The sequence below is a fragment of the Moritella sp. 28 genome, assembly GCF_018219435.1.
Taxonomy (GTDB): Bacteria; Pseudomonadota; Gammaproteobacteria; order Enterobacterales; family Moritellaceae; genus Moritella.
In genome coordinates, this window is sequence record NZ_CP056121.1 from 3,155,977 (window position 1) to 3,181,703 (window position 25,727).

Annotated in this window: 28 protein-coding genes; 16 read left to right on the plus strand and 12 right to left on the minus strand. The window is 41.6% G+C overall.

The genetic code is table 11. The features are described 5' to 3' along the window. The first annotated feature begins 6 nt into the window (after positions 1 to 6). Entirely contained in the window at positions 7 to 2,103 is a 2,097-nt protein-coding gene (locus tag HWV02_RS13910; RefSeq protein ID WP_211688280.1) for an acetoacetate--CoA ligase, read from the plus strand. A 98-nt stretch (positions 2,104 to 2,201) separates the two neighbouring features. Then, positions 2,202 to 3,077, plus strand: coding sequence for an MBL fold metallo-hydrolase (locus HWV02_RS13915; protein ID WP_211688282.1), 876 nt, complete (start codon positions 2,202 to 2,204; stop codon positions 3,075 to 3,077). 104 nt (positions 3,078 to 3,181) lie between these two features. On the opposite strand, the gene HWV02_RS13920 is transcribed toward HWV02_RS13915, so the two are convergent. Beyond that, positions 3,182 to 4,633: a catalase gene (locus tag HWV02_RS13920; protein ID WP_211688283.1), complete on the minus strand. Its 1,452-nt coding sequence runs from the start codon at positions 4,631 to 4,633 to the stop codon at positions 3,182 to 3,184. Positions 4,634 to 4,707: 74 nt separating this feature from the next. Further along, positions 4,708 to 5,154 (minus strand): DUF6363 domain-containing protein, encoded by a 447-nt coding sequence (locus tag HWV02_RS13925; protein WP_255550343.1) that lies wholly within the window; start codon positions 5,152 to 5,154, stop codon positions 4,708 to 4,710. 289 nt (positions 5,155 to 5,443) lie between these two features. Here HWV02_RS13925 and glgC point away from each other — a divergent pair, with 289 nt between their 5' ends. From glgC to HWV02_RS13975, 10 genes are all read left to right on the plus strand, one after another. After that, on the plus strand, positions 5,444 to 6,661 hold the full coding sequence (gene glgC, locus HWV02_RS13930; RefSeq protein ID WP_211688285.1) for a glucose-1-phosphate adenylyltransferase: 1,218 nt from the start codon (positions 5,444 to 5,446) through the stop codon (positions 6,659 to 6,661). A gap of 513 nt (positions 6,662 to 7,174) precedes the next feature. Continuing rightward, positions 7,175 to 8,101, plus strand: coding sequence for an MBL fold metallo-hydrolase (locus HWV02_RS13935; RefSeq protein WP_211688287.1), 927 nt, complete (start codon positions 7,175 to 7,177; stop codon positions 8,099 to 8,101). 14 nt (positions 8,102 to 8,115) lie between these two features. Then, on the plus strand, positions 8,116 to 8,445 hold the full coding sequence (locus tag HWV02_RS13940; protein ID WP_211688289.1) for a hypothetical protein: 330 nt from the start codon (positions 8,116 to 8,118) through the stop codon (positions 8,443 to 8,445). Then, positions 8,433 to 9,284 carry a DUF692 domain-containing protein gene (locus tag HWV02_RS13945; protein WP_211688291.1) on the plus strand — a complete coding sequence of 284 codons (852 nt, stop codon included), beginning with the start codon at positions 8,433 to 8,435 and terminating at the stop codon, positions 9,282 to 9,284. The genes HWV02_RS13940 and HWV02_RS13945 overlap by 13 nt, the downstream gene beginning before the upstream one ends. Beyond that, positions 9,277 to 10,014: a putative DNA-binding domain-containing protein gene (locus HWV02_RS13950; RefSeq protein WP_211688293.1), complete on the plus strand. Its 738-nt coding sequence runs from the start codon at positions 9,277 to 9,279 to the stop codon at positions 10,012 to 10,014. The genes HWV02_RS13945 and HWV02_RS13950 overlap by 8 nt, the downstream gene beginning before the upstream one ends. Beyond that, positions 10,007 to 10,606, plus strand: coding sequence for a DoxX family protein (locus HWV02_RS13955; protein WP_211688295.1), 600 nt, complete (start codon positions 10,007 to 10,009; stop codon positions 10,604 to 10,606). The genes HWV02_RS13950 and HWV02_RS13955 overlap by 8 nt, the downstream gene beginning before the upstream one ends. Positions 10,607 to 10,626: 20 nt before the next feature. After that, positions 10,627 to 12,219 (plus strand): cytochrome ubiquinol oxidase subunit I, encoded by a 1,593-nt coding sequence (locus HWV02_RS13960; protein WP_211688297.1) that lies wholly within the window; start codon positions 10,627 to 10,629, stop codon positions 12,217 to 12,219. A gap of 1 nt (position 12,220) precedes the next feature. Next, the gene (gene cydB / locus HWV02_RS13965; protein WP_211688299.1) at positions 12,221 to 13,360 is read left to right on the plus strand and encodes a cytochrome d ubiquinol oxidase subunit II; all 1,140 of its coding nucleotides are present in this window, start codon (positions 12,221 to 12,223) and stop codon (positions 13,358 to 13,360) included. A gap of 157 nt (positions 13,361 to 13,517) precedes the next feature. Continuing rightward, complete coding sequence (gene cydX / locus HWV02_RS13970) at positions 13,518 to 13,643, plus strand: cytochrome bd-I oxidase subunit CydX (protein WP_211676391.1); 126 nt, start codon at positions 13,518 to 13,520, stop codon at positions 13,641 to 13,643. 75 nt (positions 13,644 to 13,718) lie between these two features. Then, entirely contained in the window at positions 13,719 to 14,624 is a 906-nt protein-coding gene (locus HWV02_RS13975; protein WP_211688300.1) for a LysR substrate-binding domain-containing protein, read from the plus strand. 20 nt (positions 14,625 to 14,644) lie between these two features. Here HWV02_RS13975 and HWV02_RS13980 read toward each other — a convergent pair whose 3' ends face one another. Together HWV02_RS13980 and HWV02_RS13985 are read right to left on the minus strand one after the other, a co-directional pair. Further along, entirely contained in the window at positions 14,645 to 15,664 is a 1,020-nt protein-coding gene (locus tag HWV02_RS13980) for an electron transfer flavoprotein subunit alpha/FixB family protein (protein ID WP_211688302.1), read from the minus strand. Further along, positions 15,652 to 16,416, minus strand: a complete 765-nt coding sequence (locus HWV02_RS13985; RefSeq protein WP_211688303.1) for an electron transfer flavoprotein subunit beta/FixA family protein — start codon at positions 16,414 to 16,416, stop codon at positions 15,652 to 15,654. Before HWV02_RS13985 ends, HWV02_RS13980 begins: the two co-directional genes overlap by 13 nt. Positions 16,417 to 16,656: 240 nt before the next feature. Here HWV02_RS13985 and HWV02_RS13990 point away from each other — a divergent pair, with 240 nt between their 5' ends. Beyond that, entirely contained in the window at positions 16,657 to 16,905 is a 249-nt protein-coding gene (locus HWV02_RS13990) for a hypothetical protein (RefSeq protein ID WP_211672042.1), read from the plus strand. A gap of 364 nt (positions 16,906 to 17,269) precedes the next feature. Here HWV02_RS13990 and HWV02_RS13995 read toward each other — a convergent pair whose 3' ends face one another. After that, positions 17,270 to 17,710 carry a RidA family protein gene (locus HWV02_RS13995; RefSeq protein ID WP_255550674.1) on the minus strand — a complete coding sequence of 147 codons (441 nt, stop codon included), beginning with the start codon at positions 17,708 to 17,710 and terminating at the stop codon, positions 17,270 to 17,272. Continuing rightward, on the minus strand, positions 17,710 to 18,747 hold the full coding sequence (locus tag HWV02_RS14000) for a zinc-binding dehydrogenase (RefSeq protein WP_211688307.1): 1,038 nt from the start codon (positions 18,745 to 18,747) through the stop codon (positions 17,710 to 17,712). The genes HWV02_RS13995 and HWV02_RS14000 overlap by 1 nt, the downstream gene beginning before the upstream one ends. A gap of 133 nt (positions 18,748 to 18,880) precedes the next feature. Here HWV02_RS14000 and HWV02_RS14005 point away from each other — a divergent pair, with 133 nt between their 5' ends. Continuing rightward, positions 18,881 to 19,792, plus strand: a complete 912-nt coding sequence (locus HWV02_RS14005; protein ID WP_211688308.1) for a LysR substrate-binding domain-containing protein — start codon at positions 18,881 to 18,883, stop codon at positions 19,790 to 19,792. Positions 19,793 to 19,802: 10 nt separating this feature from the next. On the opposite strand, the gene HWV02_RS14010 is transcribed toward HWV02_RS14005, so the two are convergent. From HWV02_RS14010 to HWV02_RS14020, 3 genes are all read right to left on the minus strand, one after another. Further along, positions 19,803 to 20,831: a S66 peptidase family protein gene (locus tag HWV02_RS14010; RefSeq protein ID WP_211688310.1), complete on the minus strand. Its 1,029-nt coding sequence runs from the start codon at positions 20,829 to 20,831 to the stop codon at positions 19,803 to 19,805. Positions 20,832 to 20,939: 108 nt separating this feature from the next. Next, positions 20,940 to 21,440 carry a DUF2867 domain-containing protein gene (locus HWV02_RS14015; RefSeq protein ID WP_211688311.1) on the minus strand — a complete coding sequence of 167 codons (501 nt, stop codon included), beginning with the start codon at positions 21,438 to 21,440 and terminating at the stop codon, positions 20,940 to 20,942. A gap of 84 nt (positions 21,441 to 21,524) precedes the next feature. Further along, the gene (locus HWV02_RS14020) at positions 21,525 to 21,965 is read right to left on the minus strand and encodes a pseudoazurin (RefSeq protein ID WP_211688313.1); all 441 of its coding nucleotides are present in this window, start codon (positions 21,963 to 21,965) and stop codon (positions 21,525 to 21,527) included. 247 nt (positions 21,966 to 22,212) lie between these two features. Between HWV02_RS14020 and HWV02_RS14025 the strand changes: the two genes are divergently transcribed. Then, the gene (locus HWV02_RS14025; protein WP_211688315.1) at positions 22,213 to 22,725 is read left to right on the plus strand and encodes a methylated-DNA--[protein]-cysteine S-methyltransferase; all 513 of its coding nucleotides are present in this window, start codon (positions 22,213 to 22,215) and stop codon (positions 22,723 to 22,725) included. An 8-nt stretch (positions 22,726 to 22,733) separates the two neighbouring features. On the opposite strand, the gene HWV02_RS14030 is transcribed toward HWV02_RS14025, so the two are convergent. Further along, positions 22,734 to 23,336, minus strand: coding sequence for a uracil-DNA glycosylase family protein (locus HWV02_RS14030; RefSeq protein WP_211688316.1), 603 nt, complete (start codon positions 23,334 to 23,336; stop codon positions 22,734 to 22,736). A 146-nt stretch (positions 23,337 to 23,482) separates the two neighbouring features. On the opposite strand from HWV02_RS14030, the gene HWV02_RS14035 reads away from it, so the two are divergent. Next, positions 23,483 to 23,815: a YnfA family protein gene (locus tag HWV02_RS14035; protein ID WP_211672055.1), complete on the plus strand. Its 333-nt coding sequence runs from the start codon at positions 23,483 to 23,485 to the stop codon at positions 23,813 to 23,815. Here the strand turns inward: HWV02_RS14035 and HWV02_RS14040 are convergent. Both HWV02_RS14040 and HWV02_RS14045 read right to left on the minus strand, forming a co-directional pair. Beyond that, positions 23,762 to 24,520, minus strand: a complete 759-nt coding sequence (locus tag HWV02_RS14040; RefSeq protein WP_211688318.1) for a GMP synthase — start codon at positions 24,518 to 24,520, stop codon at positions 23,762 to 23,764. The genes HWV02_RS14035 and HWV02_RS14040 overlap by 54 nt on opposite strands. A gap of 19 nt (positions 24,521 to 24,539) precedes the next feature. Next, a complete protein-coding gene (locus HWV02_RS14045; protein ID WP_211688320.1) occupies positions 24,540 to 25,715 on the minus strand; it encodes an iron-containing alcohol dehydrogenase in 1,176 nt (391 codons plus the stop codon). Positions 25,716 to 25,727 lie beyond the last annotated feature (12 nt).

Below are 25,727 nucleotides of genomic sequence, written 5' to 3' on the forward strand. Positions count from 1 at the left end.
GTTGTAATGACAGTAGAGTCCGCAGTACCAATCTGGACACCGAGCCAAGCGCGCATTGATGGTAGTAACATTAACCATTATTTGCGATTTTTGCGTGATGAATACAGCCTTACTTTTGCACACTATCAGCAATTACATCAGTGGAGCATTAATAATACGGCTATATTTTGGCGCTCATTAGTTACTTTTTTTAAATTCAAAGGTGACTTTAACCTTAATCGTATCTTTGTTTATGATGACTGCTTTTACCGCTGCCAATGGTTTCCAGATTCAACATTAAACTTTGCAGAGAACCTGCTATTCCCCAATAATATTTCAGCCTATAAAAACGAGAAATATAACGAAGACAAGTTAGCCATAATCAGCCACGGTGAAGATGGTCGACGCACCCAACTTAGCTATAAACAGCTACGAAATGAAGTCACTCGTATTGCCGCCGCGATGCGAGAGCTAGGGATTGTAAAAGGCGATCGTGTTGCTGGTTTATTACCCAACAGCAGCGAAGCGATTATTGCAATGTTAGCCACAACCAGTATTGGCGCAATCTGGTCATCTTGCTCGCCTGATTTTGGTTTCCAAGGCGTAATGGACCGATTTAATCAAATCCAGCCAAAATTATTATTCGCATGTAACGGCTATTGTTATGCCGGAAAGCAAATTAATATCATGGATAAAGTGTCAGCCATTGCCAACGCCTTACCCGAATTAAATGAACTCGTCATTGTATCTTATTTAAAAACAACACCAACACCAACACAGAACGCGTATTCAAAAAAACTTGATGCACCTATCCGTGATAAGTCTTCACAATGTGACTGGCGGTATTTTAGTGCCGTAATTCCACGCTCTTTAACATTCGAGTCGGTTAATTTTTCAGACCCGCTATATATTTTATACTCTTCAGGCACGACAGGCATGCCAAAATGTATTGTCCACAGTGTTGGCGGCACATTGCTGCAGCATGTAAAAGAACTCGCCTTACATACCGATGTTAAGGTAGATGACCGCATTTTTTATTACACAACATGTGGCTGGATGATGTGGAATTGGTTGGTGAGCAGTTTATCTCAGGGCGCAACCTTAGTGTTATTTGACGGCTCACCATTTTATCCACATCAGCAGGTACTTTTTGAACTGGCCGATACAGAAAAAGTATCCATTTTTGGTGCCAGCGCCAAGTATTATTCAGCTTGTGATAAAGCCTTATTACATCCAGCGCAAGACTATAACCTCAGTCATTTAAAAACCTTGCTATCAACTGGATCCCCCTTGTCACACGAAAGCTTTGATTATATTTATCAATATATTAAACAGGATATTTGTGTTTCAAGTATCAGTGGTGGCACCGATATTATTTCTTGCTTCACACTGGGCATGCCAACCTTGCCTGTGTATCGCGGTGAACTGCAGTGCTTAGGGTTAGGCATGGACGTGACCTTTATGCATAATGAAGGGTCAAAACACAGTATTGAAGGCAAAGGGGAACTGGTTTGTCGCCAGCCCTTCCCTTCGATGCCAACAGGTTTTTGGCAAGACCCTTATGGTCGTAAATACCATAACGCTTACTTTACCCACTTTGATAACATCTGGGCACAGGGTGATTATGGCGAATTGGTGAAACATCACATCGGTGCTTGGAATACCGAAAATGACATACCGCAAGATATACATATTAACCAAGTCGGTGTGATCATCCATGGTAGAGCTGATGCGGTATTAAACCCCGGAGGGGTACGTATTGGCACCGCAGAAATATACCGACAGGTAGAAAAGCTTGCAGCGATACAAGAGTCAATTGCAATTGCACAGCAGTGGCATGATGACGTACGCGTGATCTTGTTTGTACGTTTATCAAAAAATGTCATATTAGATACACTATTAACTATGCAAATCAAAAATATAATTCGAACCAATACCAGTCCAAGACATGTCCCGGCTAAAATCATCGCGGTGGCTGATATACCCAAAACCATCAGTGGTAAGATTGTCGAACTGGCCGTGCGTAATGTAATACACGGTATTGCAGTAACGAATAAAGATGCCCTCGCTAACCCTGAGGCCTTAGCCTTATTTGCTGATTTACCTGAACTACAATGTGAGTAATGGTCATTGTGTATCCCCTTTAATGCTACAACTTGTGCATCGTATATTAGCAATGTACGATGTGACTAATTATAAGGAACAGCGTTAAGGAAGCTAAGTTGTCTTCAATTATTATTAAACCATTTTTCCATAAAGATACTTGTACGATAAGTTACATTATTTATGATTTGAATAGCGCTAAGGCTGCAATCATTGATAGTGCTATCGATTATGAAAACAACGCTGGTAAGGTTGCTTTTTATTTTGCAGATGCTCAAATTGAGTTTGTACAACACCACAAACTAGAAGTTGAATGGATATTAGAAACGCACGCCCATGCAGATCACTTATCAGCCGCACATTATTTAAGATCCAAGCTTGGTGGTAAAATCGCTATTGGTAAGTACATTACGCAAGCACAGCGTATTTTTAAGGATATCTTTGCCTTGAGTGACAGTGAAATATCTGTATCGGGTGCCGAGTTTGATCTACTGCTTAGCCACAATGACAAGCTTTATATTGGTGACACTGTTATCAAGGTTATTGAAACACCTGGACACACAAAAGACAGCGTAACTTATCTCGTCGAAGACAATGCATTCATTGGAGATACGTTATTCATGCCAGATAGCGGTTCAGCACGTTGTGACTTCCCTGGCGGTGCTGCGACCGAATTATATCAGAGCATAATGCAACTCTACGCACTCCCAGACAATACCAAGCTATGGATGTGCCATGATTACCAACCAAACGGTAGAAAACTACAATACCAAACGACCGTTGCTGAAAGCAAAAAGTCGAATATACATATTCGTAATGATGTCAGCCATGACTGCTTTGTTGCAACAAGACAAACGCGTGATAAAACCTTAGCAGTGCCAAGGCTCTTGTACTCTGCATTGCAAGTCAATATTAAAGCAGGAGAACTGCCGCAAACAAATAATCGCAACCAAGTGCTTTTAAAAGAGCCTGCCCACGCATTAAAAATTGATTAACTATGAATGAAAAAATAAGCAGGGTGCAAATTATGCACCCTGCTACTTCTAAGCATAAGTTCTCATCATTACTTCTAACTATGCGCTTATTACTAATCTAAAGCCTAGTTTTGATATTTACTCACATCAATGCCTAATAATTTAGCAATGCCATGGCCATAATCAGGGTCGGCTTTAAAACAATGTCTTAAATGTCTGATTTGAATTTCCTCTGGTACACCACCTAAGTTACGCGCCGTATTATCAAACAAAATAGCTTGTTTTTCTGGCGTCATAAGTCGGAACAAATCACCTGGTTGACTAAAGTAATCATCATCTTCGCGATGGTCCCAGTGCGCAGCGGCACCATCTAAGCTTAACGGAGGCTCAGAGAAGTCAGGTTGTTCAGCCCATTCACCTTGATCGTTTGGCTCATAACCTAGCGTACCGCCATAGTTACCATCAACACGCATAGCGCCATCTCGGTGATAACTGTGTACAGGGCAGCGCGGCGCATTAACCGGAATACTGTGGTGATTAACCCCTAAACGGTAACGTTGTGCATCGCCATACGAGAACAGACGACCTTGTAACATTTTATCTGGTGAAAAACTGATACCCGGTACTACGCTTGCTGGATTAAAAGCGGATTGCTCAACTTCGGCAAAGAAGTTTTCAGGATTACGGTTTAGCTCGAACTCACCCACTTCAATCAGTGGATAGTCGCTATGTGGCCAGATTTTAGTAAGATCAAACGGGTTATAAGGCACTTTAGATGCGTCGTCTTCTGGCATGATTTGCACTTGCAGCGTCCACTTAGGGAAGTCGCGATTATCAATGCTTTCTAACAAATCTCGGTGATGACTTTCTCGGTCTTTACCGATCAATACTTCTGATTCTGCATCCGATAAGTTTTTAATACCCTGCTGTGATTTGAAATGGAATTTGACCCAGAAACGTTCATTATCACTGTTGATAAAGCTAAACGTGTGACTACCAAATCCGTGCATATGTCGATACGTTGCCGGAATACCACGATCACTCATTACTATTGTGATTTGATGCAACGCTTCAGGTAATGATGTCCAGAAATCCCAGTTGTTTTTTGCACTGCGCATATTCGTTCTAGGATCGCGCTTTACTGCATGATTTAGATCGGGAAATTTAAGCGGATCACGCAAGAAAAACACCGGTGTATTGTTACCGACGAGATCCCAGTTGCCTTCTTCTGTATAGAACTTCATTGCAAAACCACGAATATCACGCTCGGCATCTGCGGCTCCACGCTCACCTGCAACTGTAGTAAACCGTGTAAACATCTCTGTTTTTTTACCAATTGCCGAGAAAATTTTCGCTTTGGTAAATCGAGTAATATCATGCGTAACGGTAAACGTACCATAAGCACCAGAGCCTTTGGCATGCATACGACGTTCAGGGATCACCTCTCGATCAAAGTGTGCGAGTTTTTCCAGAAACCACACATCCTGTAGCAGTTGAGGCCCTCTTTTACCCGCGGTTTGGACATTCTGATTATGCGCAACAGGGCAACCTGCTGCAGTCGTTAATTTCTTACTCATCACTAATTCCTTCTATATGTTATTTATTATTTTAGAAACGAACTGATATAGTTATTTATTGTTTTTATTCATTGTTAACCGTTTAACGGCAAACTAGGTGGCGCAATGACTCGAATGTTCAAGTCACTCGGTGGATTGTTTATAAACTCGAGAGATTCGTTATAATTGTTCGCTCTTACCATCATTGATTTTGCGATATTAGGGTGCTGAGAGAATAGTGTTTTAACCAACCATGAATACTTAGTTGTTTGTTTTTTATCACTAAGCGGATGTGTAAGTAACACGGTAATATCACGCGCACCCAACCGATATGCTTTGCGTACAGGGATAGAATCGGCAACGCCTCCATCAGTATAGCAGCCGCCTGAAAAGCAAGGCGTTTCACGATAAGCAATAGGATTAAAAAAGACCTTATCAGTGGCCATTATGGTAATGGTGATGATATTGAAACTACGCTGTGGAGCATTGGCAAAAATACCGCGCATACCGCCACCTTCTACAATTAATGCTCTTTTTTGCATTGCTTCACTCCTGCTTAAATCAATGCATTAAGAATAGAATTATTTGAACACAAACAAAAAACGATTAAATCTAACATTTTGATAGATTAAAACTATTAAGCTTAATTTTATTAAATTCGCATTAATTTGGTACAGCAGATATGAAGCATTGCTGTATGATGGTGAAACATAATATACCTATTTATAAATACTTTTGTAAATCGAACGTTTAACTTTTAGCTCGATTTTTGATATAAATAAGACATACAGACCCGTAACTACTTGAATAAAAAATTAGGGAATGATTTAAATGCAAGATACATTAACGGTTGTCCTCGCTGGTGGAATGGGGGCACGCCTTGCTCCGCTCTCCGATAACAGAGCAAAGCCCGCTGTGCCTTTCGGTGGTAAATATCGAATCATCGACTTTACCTTAACCAATTGCCTTCACTCTGGCCTAAGACGAATTCTGGTCTTGACCCAATATAAGTCCCATTCATTACAGAAACATTTACGTGATGGCTGGTCTATCTTCAACCCAGAGTTAGGTGAATACATTACCGTCGTCCCGCCGCAAATGCGTAAAGGCGATAAGTGGTATAGCGGCACAGCCGACGCCATTTATCAAAACTTATGGTTGTTATCACGTAGCGAAGCTAAGTATGTTGTGGTTCTCTCTGGTGATCATATCTACAGAATGGATTATGCACCCATGCTGCAACGCCATCAGGAAATAGGCGCAGATTTAAGCATCGCTTGTATGGACGTACCCGTTGCTGAAGCGAAAAAATTTGGTGTAATGGCGATCGACGAAAACCGAAAAATCATCGAATTTTCAGAAAAACCTGAGCATCCAGCGTCACGACCCGATGACCCTGAAAAGAGTTTGGCGTCAATGGGCATCTATATTTTCACCACTGATGCGTTAATTGATGCGTTAGAAAAAGACGCAGACAATCCCAATTCTAACCACGATTTTGGTAAAGATATTATTCCAAGGTTAATTGATAAAGAAAAAGTCTACGCACACCAATTTGGCGGTTCGGCTGGACGTGTGAGCGAGGATGCTTATTGGCGTGATGTGGGCACCATCGATTCGTTATATCAAGCCAATATGGATTTGCTAAAACCCGTTTCACCCATCAATTTGTACCAACGCGACTGGGGTATTAGAACCTACGAACCACAATTACCACCAGCAAGAACGACGGCATCGGAAACCGGCAATGAAGGGATATTTATCAATTCGCTTATTTCTAACGGTGTGCTTATCACTGGTGGTTCAGTACAAAATTCGGTTTTATCATCAAATGTACAAATCAACGACGGGGCGACTGTTTCAGCAAGTATCTTGTTTGATGATGTTGAAGTCGGCGAATACAGCCAGCTGCAGAATTGCATTATCGACAAACATGTAAAAATCCCACCAAGAACCAAAATAGGGGTGAATAAAGCAGAAGACGCCGCGCGATTCACCATTTCAGAACGCGGTGTTGTTGTCGTACCTGAATCTTATAAATTCGAGTGATCGTATTACATAAGTAACAAGTGTTATTCCTATTGACCACAACACTTGTTCATATTTAACCACCATTATTGTCCATCAAAATCTTAGCTATCGTTTATAAAAATGATAGCTAATTCTTCGCTTTCAACACCGCAATTAACTCAGGCAATACTTCGAACAAGTCGGCTACTAAGCAATAGTCTGCCACATCAAAAATGACGTATTTAGATCGCCATAAACAGTCACAATCATACCTGTTCACCCCATTTTAAAATCCATTGTCACAAAGTCCCCATTAAGTAAACGCCTTCATATCCGATGTTACAACCACCCACGTCAATCCGTTTTCACCACAAGCGTTTTATAAAAACTAACGCTTGTTAAATCTATTTAAATATTTTTATTCATTGATTTAGGTCAATATCGCCCCGCTCAGAACATTAAGTACTTTCAAAACAACTTGATATGAACATAAAGGTAAACACTTTATTCAAATATTGATTTTCATATCTAACAACATATTGGACACATAAAATGATGTTAAAGAAAACGATGTTGGCGACAAGCTTATTACTCGTCAGCTCATTAGCGCATGCAATCTCAACCCAGCCCCTAGATAAAGATTTTACCTTACAGCTATTAGGTTCTGGTGGCCCGATTTCTGATGATGCCAGAGCCTCCTCCGGTGAGGTTATTTGGTGGAAAGGAAAATCACGCGTCCTTATCGATGCGGGGGGCGGTGTATATCTAAGATTTGGTCAGTCTAGTTCTAGAATGGAAGATCTTAATTTTCTCGGTATTACTCACTTTCATACCGATCATGTTACAGACCTACCCGCATTACTAAAAGGCGGTTACTTTTTTAACCGAACGAGTACTTTAGCCATATCAGGACCAACAGGAGGTGGAGAGTTCCCTAGTTTAACTGAGTATATGGATGCTCTATTTAATTCAGATAAAGGGGCATATGCATACCTTAATGGGATTTATGATGGTAGTCACGGTCTATTTCCTGTCTCTATTGAAGATGTTGATATCCACAAAAAACAAGCGACTAAAGTATACGACGCAGATGGTTTAACCATCTACGCTAAGAATATCCCCCACGGAGATGTGCCTTGCTTAGCCTATCGAATTGAATCAGCTAAAGGGACGATTGTTATTTCAGCTGATCAGAACGGCAGTGACGAATCATTTATCGAATTTGCTCAAGATGCCGATATTCTGGTTATGCCGATGGCTATTGATGAAGATGCCGACAGCAGTTCTGCTTATCTACACGCAAAACCCTCAATGGTTGGAAAAATTGCGGCTAAAGCCCATGCAAAAATGCTTGTGCTTAACCACTTTATGGGTAAGAGCTTACGCCAAAAAGATAAATCTATCGAAATAATCAAAAAATACTATAAAGGGCCTGTTTATGCGGGTCGCGACCTTGCTAGCTATCCCGTTAAATTTTAATTAAGGACTCGAAAATGAAAAACAAATTAATGCTATCAATCGCTATGACTTCCTTAATAGGTCTTAATATAGGCCAAGTCCAAGCTGAAGTAACTCAAGCTCAAACTCAGGCTCAGACGGCTCCGGCGAAAGCGGATGGCGGCAACGGAGGTAAATGTGCCAGTGGTAAATGCGGAACAGAAAAACGTTTTGAAAAAAAAGAATTAATCAATGATCCCCAAGGACAATTAGTTCGTGCTCGGGATGGTAAATGTGGCCTTTCCGGTCAAGGTATTACCAGCGATAAGACACCGACTCAATATGCTCAACCAGGTAAATGCGCAGGCGGCTTATGCGGGCAATAGCGGCGACAAGTAAAGGTATTGGCCTGCGTAACGAGCATATCCATGCATTATGTCATCAGCCCATTGTGCCACAGCTAGACTTCTTAGAACTAGCACCGGAAAACTGGATGAACATGGGTGGACTAAAACGCGAAAGTCTCGACTGTATTGCAGAACGTTATCCGCTTATTGCGCATGGTCTTAGCTTATCTATTGGCGATATTCAGCCACTGAATGTTGATTTCATCAAAAAAGTCGGTAATTTCTTAGATTATTACAATATTGAAATTTACAGTGAACACTTAAGCTTTTCTCGAGATAAAACAGGTTATCTCTATGAGCTACTGCCCGTTCCCCGCCATCAAGCCAACATAGGCTATTTGGCAGATCGCATTAAGCAGGTTCAAGACATTATTAAACGACCATTAGTATTGGAAAACATCTCTTTCTATCACCAATACTCAGATGAAATGCCAGAGGCAGAATTTATATCAGCACTCATTGATAAGAGTGGCTGCGAATTGCTACTGGATATCAACAATGCCTATGTGAATAGCAAGAACCACAATTATAACGCCATGAACTTTATTACGTCATTGCCGAGTAAGTCGATTCGTTATTACCATATTGCCGGACATTTAGAACAAGAAGATGGTTTTCTTCTCGATACGCACGGCAAGGACGTTAACCATGCAGTGACAGCATTAGCGCAACAGGTCATTCAATATCATGGTATGCGCCCGCTACTGTTAGAACGCGATCATCATGTGCCAGCGCTAGCAACACTTTGCAATGAGTTGAGCCAAGTACATCAGTCTGTAGTAGAAGAAAAGCAAGTTGGGGTGGCCAGATATGCATAATCCACCAGATCAACTACGTCAAGATATACAGCAATTTACTCACGCTATTCGCCACCAAGGGGCAGCAACCAACAAGCTAAATATTGCTCGTTATCGGGGATTTATTATTGACAACATAAGTGATGTTATCAGTCATACATTTCCATTATTTAGCTTTGCGCTAGGCGATAAAAACAAAGAAATTTTAGTGTTGGCGTTTTTAAATAGTCACCCATCAATGGAGCCTGAGTTTCATAACATCGCGACCGAATTTGTCCGTTTCATACAAAATCATAATGAAACCAGCCATATATTATTGTCTCTGCTGGAGTTTGAGTGGGTTATATTCAGCACCGAAATAACCCCTCTCATCGCCAATAATTCAAACGTAATGCCTGAATTAGACAATTTAAAAGATCGGGATGTTGACATCACTCTTAATCCAACACTGCAATGTGTTGATGTGCCGTTTTCAGTCGATCAGCTAACGGTGAGCTTTTGCCCTCTTATACCAGGACGATTTGCCTATGGCATTTTTAGAAATACAAAACATCAGGTTTTATGGCAAGCACTCACGCTTATCGATCGATTTTTAATGGGCTATCTTTCTCAGGACATGCCGACTAGCTACGCCACCTTAAAAAAACAGATAGAAAAACACCTGAAAAACTTCGATTTAAATACCTGGTTGATGCATTCCCACAATTCAAACTTAATTAACATATCGCACAAAGAGAAATGTCATGATTAAAGTATTATTATCTCGCATTTATTTACTACTCGATAAATGTAAAAAATTCGATTTCCTAGCATTACTTGCCATTCGTTTATATTTAATCCCGGTCATCTATGTCGGGGCTCACTCTAAGGTTGTCGGTTTTGAGGGTACAGTGGCCTGGTTTGGCGCATCTGCTGCAGACGGCGGTCTTAACTTACCTTTCCCTGTATTATTGGCATTTATAGCAACCGCTACCGAAGTTATTGGTTTAATTTGTATTGCACTGGGTTTATTCACACGACTCATGTCCATTCCAATGATCATTATGATGAGCGCTGCGAGCGCTATGGTCCATTGGTCCCATGGCTGGCTTGCAATCGCTGATGGTCATGCAGAATCAAGTATCCGGTTGAGTAATTTTATTACTTGGTTAGCTGAAAATTTCCCTGGTCGTTATAACTACATTACTGAGCTGGCCGATCCTGTGATGCTCAATAATGGCATGGAATTCGGCATCACTTATTTTGTTATGTTAATGGTTCTATTCTTCTACGGCGGTGGCCGTTATGTCAGTGCCGACTACTGGCTGAAAAAACGTTTAAATCTAACCAACACGCATAAATAAATCTATTAGGAAATCTTTATATGATTAATGACACGTTGGTGGAGCTGTCTCGTTGGCAGTTTGCCATCACAGCGCTATTCCATTTCCTGTTCGTCCCACTCACCATCGGCATGTCTTGGATACTGGTGATCATGGAATCTGTTTATGTCATCACAGGACGCCAAATATACCGAGATATGACCCAGTTCTGGGGAAAGCTATTCGGCATTAATTTTGCGCTCGGTGTCGCGACTGGCCTAACCATGGAATTTGAATTTGGTACCAACTGGGCCTACTTCTCGCAATATGTGGGTGACGTATTTGGTGCCCCTTTGGCTATCGAAAGTATGATGGCTTTTTTCCTTGAATCAACATTCGTGGGTATGTTTTTCCTCGGTTGGGACAGATTATCTAAACGACAACACTTAACCGGCACCTTTGTCATGGCGCTAGGTACGAACTTGTCTGCATTGTGGATCTTAGTTGGTAATGCTTGGATGCAAAATCCAGTCGGTAGTGAATTCAACTATGAAACCATGCGCATGGAAATGATCAGTTTCTCAGAATTGCTATTCAATCCAGTAGCGCAAGTGAAGTTCATTCATACGGCTGCAGCAGGCTATGTGACTGGCGCGATGTTTGTGATGAGTATCAGCAGTTATTACATATTGAAGGGTCGGGATTTACCTTTTGCCAAGCGTTCATTTTCAGTAGCGTCAGGATTTGGTATCGCAGCGATCTTATCTGTTTTATTACTCGGCGATGAATCGGGTTATGAAGCAGGTGCGGTGCAAAAGGCCAAACTAGCTGCCATTGAAGCTGAATATCATACCGAACCAGCCCCCGCGGACTTTACCTTGATAGGGTTACCAAACGACAAGGAGATGCACACTGATTATTCAGTCAAGATCCCTTATGCGCTGGGCATTATTGCTACCCGATCATTAGATAAACAAGTCACTGGGATAAACGACCTTAAAAAAGGTAACGAAGCACGGGTCCGCAATGGCATGATTGCCTATAGCTATCTACTAAAACTACAAGCAGGCGAGAAAACACAGGAGAACCTAACGGGTTTCAACGAGACCAAACAAGATCTCGGTTATGGCCTGCTGCTTAAGCGCTATACAGAAAATGTGGTAGACGCAAGTGAAGAACAAATCACCAAGGCAGTGGATGACTCAATCCCACCAGTTGCCCCTCTGTTCTTTGCATTTCGTATTATGGTTGGCAGTGGTATGGCTATGCTATGCCTGTTTGTGCTGGCTTTTTACTTTAATGCAAAACGGGTTATTGAACAAAAACGATGGTTACTCAAAGCCATTTTATTTTCCCTTCCATTACCTTGGGTTGCGATAGAAACAGGCTGGCTTGTCGCTGAATTAGGTCGTCAACCTTGGTCAATCAGTGAAGTTTTCCCGACGTTTCTGTCCGTATCAAATTTAACGGTAAGTGATGTTCTGACCAGTATGATCGCCTTTATTTCTGTCTATACCATTATGTTCATTATCGAAATGTTCCTGATGATTAAATTTGCTCGAATAGGTCCAAGTTCATTACATACAGGCCGTTATCACTTCGAACAAGCAGCTAACGCACCATCAGGATTGCGTCAACAAACACTGGAGTCTTAACATGTTTGACTATGAAAGCTTAAAATTACTCTGGTGGGCATTGATGGGTATCCTGATGATAGGTTTTGCCGTCACTGCTGGTATGGATATGGGGGTCGGTGGTTTATTACTTTTCGTTGGTAAAAGTGATAATGAACGCCGCGTTGTGATTAATACAGTAGGGGCGCATTGGGACGGTAACCAAGTGTGGTTTATTGCCTTTGGCGGTTGCTTGTTCGCGGCTTGGCCGATGGTGTATGCCACCGCATTTAGTGGTTTCTATTTTGTGATGATGCTAACCCTATTTTCGCTATTTCTAAGACCTTTGGCGTTTGATTATCGTAATAAGATTAATTCTCCTCGCTGGCGCAACAACTGGGATAAGGCCTTATTCGTCGGCAGTATGGTTGCTCCACTGGTATTTGGTGTCGCTTTTGGCAACTTATTAGAAGGTGTACCCTTTTCTTTCGATAAGTTTTTGCGCGTTACTTATACCGGCACTTACCTCGGTTTATTTAACCCATTTGCCCTGCTGTCTGGAGTGGTCAGTGTTGCCATGATTATTATGCATGGCGGTACTTGGTTAGTAATGCGAACCAATGAACAAGTGGCAGCAAGATCAGCGAAGGCTGCACAAATCGCATCTTTGGTTCTGGTTGCCAGCTTTGCTTTAGCGGGCGCTATGGTTGCCAGAACAATTGAAGGCTTTGTGATCACCAGCGAGATTAACACTGCAGCGTTAGCGATTCCGACCACCAAACACGTCGTTACAGAATTAGGTGCTTGGATGCATAACTATAAGCTCCAACCATTACTTTGGTCATTCCCGGCTCTTGGTATCATCATGGCGCTTATCGCAGGTTTGATGGCCCGCGCAGGTAAAGGCGCATTGGCATTTATCGCTAGTGGTTTATCTGTAACAGGGGTCATTCTCACTGCTGGTACAGCAATGTTCCCATTTGTAATGCCATCGAGTAGCGTGCCAGATCACAGCTTAACGTTATGGGATACCGTTGCCAGTCAATACACTTTATCCGTGATATCAATCGTTGCGCTTATCATGATCCCAGTCATTCTGCTCTACACTACTTGGTGTTATTACCAGATGTGGCGAACTGTGACAGTAGAGGAAATTATTCAAAACAATCACTCGGCATATTAGAACATCTGGATATATGTGTCAGTCGCTATATAACCTTAAACAGTGTATATCAATAGATTACATCTGCTTAAGGTTATGTTTAAGGCTGTTGATTTTAAATCATATTTAAATAATTAGTCACAAACTAGGGTATATGATATACCTGATTAGGAGATATATGTGGTACTTCAGCTGGATATTAGGTGTTTTATTGGCATGTGCTTTCGGCATCGTCAATGTAATTTGGTATGAAATGGAGCAACATCAAGATAACGTTGCAAAAGATCAGCAAGACCAAGTTTAATCTCAACATGAGTGTATAGAGCTGCGAGGAATGGCAGCCTCTATACTGATCTCGGCTAAATTTCTCGGTGAGTAAATGATTAATATTACCTTTAAACAACTTAACGTTTTCGCCACTGTGGCCAGAAATACGAATCTTACACTGGCTGCAGAAAAGTTATTCCTGTCAAAACCCGCCGTCAGCATATCCCTTAAAGAGTTGGAAAAGCAGCTAAATAGAACATTATTCGATAGATTGCCGAACTCCTTAAGGCTTAATACCAACGGTGAAAAGTTACTTATCCTCGCAGATGAATTGTTAGCGCGCGCGCAATTGCTAGAAAGTTTATTTGATGGTGAAGCGCTATCGGGAGAACTCAAAATAGGTTGTAGTAAGTCCATAGGTAACCATGTACTACCCGAGTTACTGGCTGGCTTTCGTCAGCACTCGGGCCATAAAGAGCAACAGGTCAAGATCCTCAATAGTGAGGATGTTTGCCGAAAATTAGCTAACTTCGAGTTAGATATCGGCTTGATCGAAGCCGATATTCCCCGAAAAGGTCAGGTGCATTTACCCTGGTGGCAAGATCGTATGTGTCTTATTGCCGCCACCGACCATCCTTTATGCCAACGAACCCGCCTATCTTATGGAGACCTGAGTGGACAGAACTGGATATTAAGGGAGATAGGTTCCGGAAGCCGGGACATATTTACCCAATGCCTCGCTCCCAATCTAAACCAGTGGAACATGGCACTAGAACTCAATGACAGCGAAGCCATTATTAATGCCGTCAGTACCGGTCTGGGTTTGGCATGTGTTTCAGAGTTAACGGCTAAATGGGCATTAGACGACAACAGAGTTAAAGAGCTGCCACTGGATGTAGTCATTACACACCCGCTTTTTATTACCTATCAGCAGCACAAATATAAAACCCCCGTATTCGAGGCTTTTCTTAAGTATTGCCAACAATATGGAGAACAGAAAATAGAGGTAATACCATAGTGAAACACACCTAATCATAACTAATCTTTCACTTTCAACACCGCGATTAACTCAGGCAATACTTCGAACAAGTCTGCTACTAAGCAATAGTCTGCCACATCAAAAATCGGTGCGTCTGGATCGTTATTGATAGCGACAATGGCCTTGCTACCTGTGATACCCGCTATATGTTGGATCGCACCAGATATACCCACGGCAATATACAGATCGGGGGCAACGATTTTACCTGTTTGCCCGATCTGTAAATCATTCGCCACAAACCCGGCATCTACCGCCGCACGACTAGCGCCTACCGCCGCATGAAGTTGATCTGCGAGTGTGTAAAGCAGCTCAAAATTATCAGTATTTTGCATGCCCCGCCCACCCGAAATAACAATCTTGGCCGTGGTTAATTCTGGTCGGGATGATTGCGTTAATTCCGCTTTAATAAACGCTGATTTTCCACTATCCGCTTGCGCTACTAATGCAACAACAGGAACTTGACTCTCTATTGCTGACAGCTCAGTCGTTAATGACGCAGCTGTAAACGCACTACTACGCACAGTTAAAACCTTGATGGCATCGCTCGATTGTACCGTAGCAATGGCTTTACCCGCATAAATAGGTCGTTTAAATGTATCTGCTGATTCAACACTGATAATATCGGAGATCTGCGCAACATCTAACAAGGCAGCCACTCTGGGCTGATAATCTTTACCTGTGGTTCCGGCAGACGTAATGATGTGACTATATTCTACCTTATCAAACTCTCGGTTTTCGTCGTTGCAGTGACCTTGCTCTTGTACTAACGAAAAAATTAACGGTGCGATATTCTCAGCTAAGGGATATTGATGAATCTGATAATCGGCTACCAATATTTTACTCAAACCCGTTATCCCCTGCGCCATAGCAACCACCGACTGACATTCATCGCCGATAATAAGCAAGTGCAATTCCGTATCACTGATATGCTTTACTATCTCAGATGCAGCAGTCAATACACTGAACGTCGCGGCTTGCAGTGTATGGTTGTCATGATCTGCTACTATCAATATTGCCATTTAAATCCCTTTGCTTGCAGTTGCAATTTATCCACGAGTTCAGCGACATCAGCCACTTTAATCCCAGCTTGACGTACTGGAGGCGATTCGACTTTAAGCGTGGTTAGCCGCGGGGATAAACTAACCCCTAAAGAGTCAGGCGACGTCATCGTGATGACTTTCCGTTTCGCTTTCATGATATTCGGTAACGAGGCATACCGGGGGATGTTTAAACGTAAATCAACAGTAATTACGGCAGGTAAACTCAAGGCTAATGTGACTAAACCACCATCGACTTCGCGGGTTACTTTGACGGTATTCGGGACGGTAAAAACGATATTAGAAGCAAAGGTGCCTTGTGGCATATTGGTGAGTGCAGCTAACATTTGCCCTGTTTGATTATTGTCGGTATCAATCGCTTGCTTACCCAGTAGTACTACATCTGGCAGTTCTTCTTGCACAATTTTGTGTAGTATTTTTGCCACATCAAGGGATTGTACTTCTTCATCGGTCCTAATCAGAATTGCGCGATCGGCACCGAAGGCTAATCCAGCCCGTAACTGTACATCCGCCTCTTTGGGGCCAATACAAACCAAGACAACTTCGTCAACCGAGCCCTGCTCTTTAAAACGTACAGCTTGTTCAATAGCTATTTCACAGAATGGATTTATCGCCATTTTTACATTCGCGGTTTCAATACCCGTTTCATCCGCTTTCACCCTGACGTTGACCTTATGATCGACAACTCGCTTCACCGCGACCAATATCTTCATAGCTTCCCCACAACGTACTTATGTTTATTGAATCACCTATTTGTGTTTAATAAATCAAACAATTATGCATTAAGAATAGTGGTGTTATGGGGTATGGCAAATTAGGAGTGATTATAATTAAACACTTAAGATTTAAAGCGTAGCAAGGGTTTAAATCATCGCTTATAATCTGTAAAGTACAGAGCATATTATAACGAGTGACTTAGCTCCCTGTGAGCGGCAGAAATAAGAGTATTTAGAATGAATAACGAACATGATGTCATTGACAATTTAGCAGAACTTGAAAGCTTCCTACTAAGCATTGAAAACGGTGGTTTCGGTCTACAAGGCGTTGCAGGTATAGGCATGGCAACAAACACCAAAGACGGTCGTCACTTTGTCGCTGTATTTGATGATAACCAAAGTCTACTTTTAGCACGCTATGTGACCGATGACGTTTATGAAAACGGCAAAGAAATGGTACGTAATGGTGTGCAAACGAAACACTAAGATCTTGCGATTCAAAGCATAGCTATTTACCGCGCAGATCGTAGCAGGGTTTGAACTGATAGTTTAAACCCCGTTATTCTTCCTCTCATATATGTATCAAACAGCGAAGCCAACAGTGTCTCGTCTTTGTTAGCGCTTGTTTACCTCTGGGTGGATATTGCTAAAACGCCACCAGCGCCAAAAAAATAGTACCAAAAACTTTTCCTAGAGTACTACCTAATACATATTGCTTAGTACCTACTTTTAATTTTTGACTCAAAAGAGAATACGAAAGCAAGCACAAAAACGAGCACATCAGAAGATGTGACGACCAATATTAAGCATTGCGGTAATAGCGGTTCTAAATAAAATGAAGGTAAAAAAGTTACTTTGAACTTGCTGCGAAAGTAACAACAAGTTCAACACTTGAATTAAGTGGCAACTGCGATACAGCTATCGCACTTCTAGCATGTTTTCCTTTCTCACCTAATACGTGTATAAGTAAATTAGAGGCTGTATTTATAATTTCAGCTTGCTGGTAAAAACCATCCACACTCGCGATATAAGCATCCATCCTTAAAATACCATCAAGCGTAGCAAAATCATCCGTGGCATTTTTTAGTTGCGACAATACATTTAATGTCGCAATTTCAATTGCTATTTTTGCGTCGGTTAGCGATAACTCAGCCCCTACTTTCCCTGTATAAATTAACTTATTATCCCTAATTGGAAACTGGCCTGAAATAGCCCCTATCCCATTACGTATAATGTAGGGTTCGTAAGAGCCGATTGGTTTAGGCGCATCAGGAAGCGGAAAATTCACCATCAAAATTTAAATACCGTTAAACCTAGCGCTTTACCATCGGCTAAGTATTGGTGTGCTTCGGTTGCCTGTTCTGGCGTAAATACGGTGTCTATTTGGGGTTTTATATTACCGTTTTTGACTTGTTCAAGCCCCCATTCGAGATCGCTTACATTGCCCATCAGCGTGCCTCTTATTTGTTTTTGTGGGAAAAACAGACTTCTGACAGGGATCGTTGATTCTAATCCAAGAACATTACCCATTAAAACAACAATACCTAAAGGTTTAACCCATTCAACTGATTGTCTAAGGCTATCTCCACCTAATTGATCAATGACAACATCTAAACCAGCGCTGTTAGTCCATTCATTAATTAACTCAACAGTGTTATCAGGATTACCGCTAATCACTAAATCGGCACCAATGGATTTTAGGAATTCAACTTTATCATCGGTGCGTGTAGTCGTCGCAACTTTTGCACCCAGTGCTTTAGCAACTTGGAGCATCATTGAACCAGTACTTGATGCGCCAGCATGTACAAGTACATATTGACCAGCTTTAACTTCCCCTACTTCTTTTACTGCCCTAACCCCAGTCACTAATGGCATAGGTAACCCTGCTAATAATTCTGCTGGTAGTCCCGTGGTTTCTTTTAATAGCCAATTTTCAGGAACAACCATGTATTGCGCATAAGCACCGTGTTCAATTAATCCACGAATGGCGTACGACTTTGATGTCCCTAATACTTCAGCACCATGATCGTTCGGATCTACAGGGTAACCAGGCATAGGTATAACGCGCTCTCCAAGGGTAAATTTAGTCACTTGACTGCCAAGTTCAGCAACATGACCGACGGCATCTGAGCCCAAAATAAAAGGAAAGTTTATATTTGGGTTTACACCGCCTTCGCGAATATAGTGATCTAGGCGATTAATACCAGCCGCTTCAACTTTGATTAATACTTCATTGTTTTTAGGGCTAGGCATAGCAATAGTAGCAACAGATAAAACTTCAGGTGTACCAAATGCTGACATCACGATCGCTTTCATTGTTTTAGACATAATTTTTCTCCAAAAAAGAACATTAGTTAATAATGACATCGCAGCCATTACCAAAGTCATAAACTAATTATCCGTTGCTAGTCGGTAATAAACAAACTAGACTTTATCACCAATACACGAAGGAAATCTTTGGATGAAAAGAGTAACTCATTTAAATTCACTTAGAGCAATCGAAGCCACAGCAAGGCTTGGCAGCTATGCAAGTGCAGCAAAAGAAATTGGCGTCACCCCGGAAGCGATTGGGCAATTAGTTCGTAGCTATGAAGCCTATTTAGGTTATAAATTATTTCGGAGAAAAGTATCAGGAGTAAAAAGGCTGACGATTAACCAAGATTTTTCTGACATTATCTTAGATGTTCGTGATGCTTTCGAAATGCTTTCCCAAAGTGCACAATCACTTAAAAATATTACAGAAAAAGGAACGTTAACAGTATCTGTTCCACCTTCGTTTGCAAGCCATGTGTTGATACCTAACATGTATTTATTTAGAGAAATGTACCCAGATATAAACCTAAAACTGGATATTTCAGATGATATTATTGATATATTTAATAACCAGTCTGAAATCGCTGTGCGATATGCTAAATCAGGATGGAAAAATGAAAGTGACATTTTATTTAGTAACGAAAAGGTATTTCCGGTCTGTACTCCTGAATATTTTAAGAATCATCCCTATTTATCTCATCCTACGGGGTTAATAAATACAACCTTAATTCATGATCTCACTATTGCAGGCTCGGACTTTCCTCATTGGCAACAATGGATTGAAACATTTAATATCGATTATAAAGATATCTCATCTATATCATTTAATACTTCAACATCAGCCATAGATGCTGTGTTATTAAATCATGGCGTGGCGCTTGGTCGTGAAGAAATGGTAAAAAAACAGATTGCAGCTGGAACGTTAATTAATCTCTATCCCGAACTGTACTTGAACACAGGCAGGTCATATTTTGTTGTTCATGCAAACAACCCCACCCCAAAACTAGTCGCTTTTATCAAATGGTTGAAATCTATTTATGAACTTGAATGTGATGGGTAACAAGGAAGTATTACTTTAAGTATTGATGCAAGATCCCAATCTCATTTAGTTCAACCTTTACGTTTGCGCCATTGATTAACGTTAAGTTTGGTGGAACATGACCGATATCCAGATCTATCATAACTGGAACCCCTATATCCATCAGGTATTTTTCCAAGACCTCATAATAGCTAAGGCTCTGATCACTTTTTGGTTCAGCAGCTGCACTTCGACCGAGTAGTAACCCGCTGATACATGAGAATACGCCCCGGAACTTCATGCTTAAAATGGTTCTGGCTAGCTCAGTAGGTGGCATTTCAGCATTTTCTAGATATAAGACGACGCCCTCAGAGTAACGCTGAGATAGTCCTTTTAGATCTAAATACTCAGTTTCAAATAGATGAGATAGCGTATCCCAACACCCGCCTATTAACCTTCCCTCTATTGATGAACCAGATTCAGGTTTTACCAACCACTTCCAGTTAGTTGGTGTATCGGGCATTATTCCAGAGGTTGGCTCAGTGACAATATCTGGCCAGCTACTCGCATATAATTTCGATTCGGTTTGCGAAAAAGACCCTCCAACAGAAGTACTTAAATGCGTCAGTGTATTAGCTGTTAATGGATCATCAGCTTCGCTGGATAAATCCATCAAATTTGAGCAGTGTGCAGTTGCCCACTCCAGTTTACTCGCGAACACGGCAGCTACCGTACTCACGTCGGAAAATCCTAAGATCCACTTTGGCTTTACGGTTTGAAGTTTGGCAAAATCTATAAGCGGCAGGAGTTCAATCGCCAACTGTCCGCCCCAAGGAGGATAGATAGCGTCAATCTCGTCATCCATAAGAAATGACATAAGCTCATCCGCACGTTTCTGTGCTGGTGCGCTTACGTGTTTATTTTGCCCGTATAGGCACTTTCCAACAACGACATTGAAGCCTCTAGATTCAAGGTTATCTCGCACGACTCTAAACCTAGCGTCATGTTTTTTTTCAATTCCTGACGAAAACGCAGTAATAGCGATAGTGCTACCTTGTTGCAGTGGTTTGGGATATTTCATTAGCACTCTCCGTAAATATAGCCTGTAACAACAATAAGCATTAACAGTCTAGAATACAATAAAATACAATGCCTTATCACAAAAATATCCGAAGAATGGAACTGATGGTTATGGTCGTGGTAGTTTCTTTAGAATCGATGGTACAATAACTTTGTGCACAGGTCCTACAAAGAACATGTACACCTTACCCAACGTATTTTTCACGTGAACCACAGTATTTAGATATACAGTTGCAGTTTTACCGTTCGGCTCAATGTAAAACGATATTTTGACATTTAGGTGCTTGTCCCTATCTTCGAGAATAATCTCGTTATGCTCACTAGCAGATAGAATAAATATTCCGACCCTATCACCAATTTTATAATCTGAGCTTAATTTACTTGGCTCAATTTCGGCTAAGTGCCCTAGATCTTTAAGACCAAACTTAGATACAACCTTGTTACGCAGTGACATTAACATATTAATCCAAACAGGTGTTTCCTGTACAAGCGATAGATACATATCTAGTGCAGACTGATTTTCATAACTTGTAAGTGATGAAAATCCATCAGCAAAAGAAGCATCATGCACATACTGATACATACTTGATTTAGTAGGGATTCCATTCATGTTAATGTCCTCTGTAAGATATAATGTCAGCGGGGTCGAAGTAGCTTTACCTCTCCCCCGTTAGCGCCTCATTAAATACCTTGGTTATTTAATCTGTGCAATATAGCCAGCTAAGCGTTCTTTATTCATCATAATTTTTGTCGATATCTGAGCTGCTGCAGTATTAGTTTGTTCGATATTAACAGCTGAACCGACCTGAATAACCCCAACCATTCCAAGAGCCAAATGAGGAGTACAATTGTAAATATAGACACCTTCATTTTTAAAATTAACGGTTTCTGTTTTACCCATTGCCGTATTAAATTTTGCAGCACCAGTTGGAATTGAATAAGAACTCGCATTATGGCTCACATCCGAAGGCACAAATTTAACGCTGTCGCCTGAAGCTATTTTAAGATAGCCAGGTTCCATGACCATCATGCCATTAGCTGATGACGTTAGCAATTTCACCGTATGCTCAGCAGCTTGCAATGCGGTACTACATGCCATTAGTGCTACGACAGCAAGGATTTTTCGGTTGATCATATTAAAGAAACTCCAGTAATTAAATGTGATGAAAGATTGAAAATATAGATATAAAAACGCTTAAGCATAGTAAATGCGAATACGACCAATATATTACGAATGATAATCATTATCAACCACAATGAAGTAAAATAACGTTGTACTTTTACCTTAATCCATTAATAATTTAGACATAAGAATGCTAATATATGTGTGCAAATTTAGACTTCCGGAACTATTTTATAACGTCTCTAAACAAGGACATGTGATGACGAATATCAACATTCAATACTTTAAACACCCTTATGCCGAATTTGTACTTGGCTCGTATGAAGGCAAACTGTGTTTGTGTGATTTTCGTTATCGAAAAATGAGAGAGTCGGTTGATAACCGTATTCGGCGGGGCCTTAATGCTACCTTTGTTGAACAAAATGACGACGTTTTAGAACAAACAAAAGCCCAGCTTGAGGAGTTTTTCCTTGGCGAACGCAGCGTATTTGATATTCCGCTGTTATTGGTCGGCACTGATTTTCAGAAATCGATATGGCATGCACTAGAAGGGATAAAGTACGGTGAAACGGCGACATATTTAAATTTGGCATTATCCATTGGCAATGAAAATGCAGTCAGAGCTGTTGGCAATGCGAATGGTGCGAATGGATTGGCTATAATCATTCCTTGCCATCGTATTATTGGTAGCCAAGGTGAGCTAGTCGGTTACGGCGGTGGCTTGTCATTAAAGAAACGCCTTTTAGAGTTAGAGCAAAACCTATTTATCTGATACGTTTACTATTCGCTAACCAACTGTGCCACCCGTGCTTGTAGGTGCGGGAGTACATCTAGTTCGAACCAAGGGTTTTTCTTCAACCAAATGTTGTTACGTGGACTAGGATGCGGTAGCGGTAATCGTTCTGGCCAATTTTTTTGCCCATAGTCTCGCCAGTGTTTTACTGTTTCGGTGAGGTTTTTCTGCTTCACATCACCCATATGCCATTTTTGCGCATATATACCAATAACCAATATCAACTCAATGTTTGGCATTGCAGCTAATATTTCAGCTCTCCATGTTCGAGCACATTCGGGTCTGGGTGGTAGGTCGCCTGACTTCCCTTTTCCTGGATAACAAAAGCCCATCGGTAAAATGGCTATTTTACTGGCATCATAAAACGTGTCGCTATCAATGCCCATCCATTGGCGTAAACGATCACCACTTGGATCTGTAAATGGGATACCAGACTCATGCACGCGAATACCAGGCGCCTGCCCTGCTATCAGTATTTTCGCTTTATCATCGACTTGCAAAACAGGTCTTGCACCCAGTGGAAGGTCTGGTTCGCACAAGGTGCACTTTTTAACATCGGAAACGATTGTATCGAGAATACTATTTTTCATTCTGCCATTTCCCTTATACATTTCATTTAGTATAGCTATTTTCCATTATCCGTTTGTAATTAAAAATAAATTTGGTACTGTGCATGATAATAAAATTTAACTGGGATTCGTTTATAGGGAATTCCATATCATAAGCTATAAGTATCATGTTTGAATTAAAAACAATCGCACTTTTTTTCGTTACAGCTATTGCTGAAATCATTGGCTGTTATTTACCATATCTTTGGCTTAAACAAGATAAGAGTATATTACTGCTAATTCCTGCTGCAGCAAGTCTTGCACTGTTTGCTTGGTTGCTATCTCTGCATCCTGAAGCGGCAGGTCGTGTTTATGCCGCATATGGTGGTGTCTACATTTTCGTCGCCATACTATGGCTATGGGGAGTTGATGGTATTAAGCCAACTATGTGGGATATGATTGGCGCTTCAGTCGCGCTTGTTGGCATGGCTATTATTATGTTCGCACCTAGAGCCTCGTAACCTAGTCTGCTTTAAAAATGCTAATATCCACTTGGTAATGAGCTTATCATCGGCTTGATAGCTGAGTGATGCCATCGCTGACTCGATAGTATCGGCAGGGATAATATCACGGCGCTGATCCATCAGCGCTGCAGAATATCGCGCAGTAAACTCTGGATGCCCTTGCAAACCAAGAAAGTGAGAGTCCACTTGGAACATGCTATACGGACAAAAATCATTGCTCATCAATACGGTTGCATTACGGGGTAACTTACAGACTTGGTCTTGATGACAAACGACGAGCGCGATATTATCTTGCTTCGGCTGCATCCAGCCTTGCCCAGCTAGCACTTTAGCATGCGCAATCCCGACTCCCCAACCCAGTGGGCTTTTTTCAACTTCCCCGCCGAGTGCTTTTGCCATGAGCTGATGACCAAAACAGATGCCGACCAAGCCTTTACGAGCGACATAAAGCGAACGAATAAAGTCCTCCAGTTGGCGGATCCAAAGGTCGTCATCATTAACCCCCCATTTACTACCACTACAAACATACACATCACATTCATCAATATGTTGTGGAAGCTGGCCATCTATCACCAGATAAAAACGAAGTTCTAATGCTTCATCGACTTGCTGAAATAACGCCTCAAACATAGCGGCATAATCACCGAAATCAGATTGTAAGCTCTGCCGTACATCATCACATTGAAGAATACCGACTTTCATTCCCTTACCTCCATACTGATCACACGTACAAGTCGCCATGTATCGCTGACAAGTAAATATCGGCGTATTGCTGCGCATCAAGTTTAATAGGATTGCTACCTGCCGATGGGTCTTTCGCAGCCATAATACCGATTTCAATTACACGCTCAGCATCAATACCAATCTCACCCAGAGAATGAGGTATATCAAGTTGCTTACGCAGCGTTAATACCCAGTCTATAAAACTATCAAAGTCAGACTCTTCCAACTCTAGGTAACGACTTAAACGCGTTAGCTTAACTTCAATGGCAGTGCGATTCGCCTTTAAAACGTAAGGCATTAAGATAGCGTTTACTAAACCATGATGACTATCGTAAAGCGCTCCGATAGGATGAGCGAGCGCATGCATACCGCCAAGACCTCGCTGGAAAGCGGTGGCCCCCATTGTCGACGCGGTCATCATTTGCACTCTTGCTTCAAGATCGTTCCCCTCTTCTACGGCGCGCGGTAAGTATTCTTTAATTAGACGAATAGCCTCTAGCGCAATACCTTCCGCCATAGGATGATAACCATTCGTACAATACGCTTCTAAGGCATGGGACAATGCGTCCATACCCGTTGCTGCGGTTAACCTAGCAGGTAAGCCAGTGCTCAATTCAGGATCTAAAATCACAATAGCGGGCAACATATTCGGATGAAAAATAATGCGCTTAATGTGATGTTCACTATCTGTGATAACCGAGGCGCGCCCGACTTCTGAACCAGTGCCTGATGTAGTTGGTACTGCGACAACAGGTGCCATACTTTCAGTATGCACGTTTAACCAGTTATCACCCACATCTTCAAAGTCCCAGAGAGGACGATCTTGGCCTACCATCAAGGCCACAGCTTTAGCAGCATCAAGTGCAGAACCGCCACCAAATGCGATAACGCCATCATGCTCGCCACGCCAGTATGCACTCACCCCATCGGTGACGTTTTCACCTGTTGGATTTCCCTTAATCTGTGAAAAAATACCACACCTTAAGCCTGCTTGCTGGCAGTTGGCTAACGCAGCTTGCACTATAGGTAAGTCAACTAGACCTGGATCGGTAATTAATAACGGTGATTTCATGCCCAACTCTTGGCAAGTGGCCGGAAGTTCTTTAATACGGCCAATACCAGTGCGAATAGCAGTGGGATAATGCCAATTAGCAGTAAATTGATTAAGTTCCATGACTTCTCCTTA

Coding starts and splice junctions, on each gene's coding strand:
- HWV02_RS13910 (WP_211688280.1), top strand. CDS start 7: ATGACAGTAGAGTCCGCAGTACCAATCTGGACACCGAGCCAAGCGCGC.
- HWV02_RS13920 (WP_211688283.1), bottom strand. CDS start 4,633: ATGAGTAAGAAATTAACGACTGCAGCAGGTTGCCCTGTTGCGCATAAT.
- HWV02_RS13925 (WP_255550343.1), bottom strand. CDS start 5,154: ATGCAAAAAAGAGCATTAATTGTAGAAGGTGGCGGTATGCGCGGTATT.
- glgC (WP_211688285.1), top strand. CDS start 5,444: ATGCAAGATACATTAACGGTTGTCCTCGCTGGTGGAATGGGGGCACGC.
- HWV02_RS13935 (WP_211688287.1), top strand. CDS start 7,175: ATGATGTTAAAGAAAACGATGTTGGCGACAAGCTTATTACTCGTCAGC.
- HWV02_RS13940 (WP_211688289.1), top strand. CDS start 8,116: ATGAAAAACAAATTAATGCTATCAATCGCTATGACTTCCTTAATAGGT.
- HWV02_RS13945 (WP_211688291.1), top strand. CDS start 8,433: ATGCGGGCAATAGCGGCGACAAGTAAAGGTATTGGCCTGCGTAACGAG.
- HWV02_RS13950 (WP_211688293.1), top strand. CDS start 9,277: ATGCATAATCCACCAGATCAACTACGTCAAGATATACAGCAATTTACT.
- HWV02_RS13955 (WP_211688295.1), top strand. CDS start 10,007: ATGATTAAAGTATTATTATCTCGCATTTATTTACTACTCGATAAATGT.
- HWV02_RS13960 (WP_211688297.1), top strand. CDS start 10,627: ATGATTAATGACACGTTGGTGGAGCTGTCTCGTTGGCAGTTTGCCATC.
- cydB (WP_211688299.1), top strand. CDS start 12,221: ATGTTTGACTATGAAAGCTTAAAATTACTCTGGTGGGCATTGATGGGT.
- cydX (WP_211676391.1), top strand. CDS start 13,518: ATGTGGTACTTCAGCTGGATATTAGGTGTTTTATTGGCATGTGCTTTC.
- HWV02_RS13975 (WP_211688300.1), top strand. CDS start 13,719: ATGATTAATATTACCTTTAAACAACTTAACGTTTTCGCCACTGTGGCC.
- HWV02_RS13980 (WP_211688302.1), bottom strand. CDS start 15,664: ATGGCAATATTGATAGTAGCAGATCATGACAACCATACACTGCAAGCC.
- HWV02_RS13985 (WP_211688303.1), bottom strand. CDS start 16,416: ATGAAGATATTGGTCGCGGTGAAGCGAGTTGTCGATCATAAGGTCAAC.
- HWV02_RS13990 (WP_211672042.1), top strand. CDS start 16,657: ATGAATAACGAACATGATGTCATTGACAATTTAGCAGAACTTGAAAGC.
- HWV02_RS13995 (WP_255550674.1), bottom strand. CDS start 17,710: ATGGTGAATTTTCCGCTTCCTGATGCGCCTAAACCAATCGGCTCTTAC.
- HWV02_RS14000 (WP_211688307.1), bottom strand. CDS start 18,747: ATGTCTAAAACAATGAAAGCGATCGTGATGTCAGCATTTGGTACACCT.
- HWV02_RS14005 (WP_211688308.1), top strand. CDS start 18,881: ATGAAAAGAGTAACTCATTTAAATTCACTTAGAGCAATCGAAGCCACA.
- HWV02_RS14010 (WP_211688310.1), bottom strand. CDS start 20,831: ATGAAATATCCCAAACCACTGCAACAAGGTAGCACTATCGCTATTACT.
- HWV02_RS14015 (WP_211688311.1), bottom strand. CDS start 21,440: ATGAATGGAATCCCTACTAAATCAAGTATGTATCAGTATGTGCATGAT.
- HWV02_RS14020 (WP_211688313.1), bottom strand. CDS start 21,965: ATGATCAACCGAAAAATCCTTGCTGTCGTAGCACTAATGGCATGTAGT.
- HWV02_RS14025 (WP_211688315.1), top strand. CDS start 22,213: ATGACGAATATCAACATTCAATACTTTAAACACCCTTATGCCGAATTT.
- HWV02_RS14030 (WP_211688316.1), bottom strand. CDS start 23,336: ATGAAAAATAGTATTCTCGATACAATCGTTTCCGATGTTAAAAAGTGC.
- HWV02_RS14035 (WP_211672055.1), top strand. CDS start 23,483: ATGTTTGAATTAAAAACAATCGCACTTTTTTTCGTTACAGCTATTGCT.
- HWV02_RS14040 (WP_211688318.1), bottom strand. CDS start 24,520: ATGAAAGTCGGTATTCTTCAATGTGATGATGTACGGCAGAGCTTACAA.
- HWV02_RS14045 (WP_211688320.1), bottom strand. CDS start 25,715: ATGGAACTTAATCAATTTACTGCTAATTGGCATTATCCCACTGCTATT.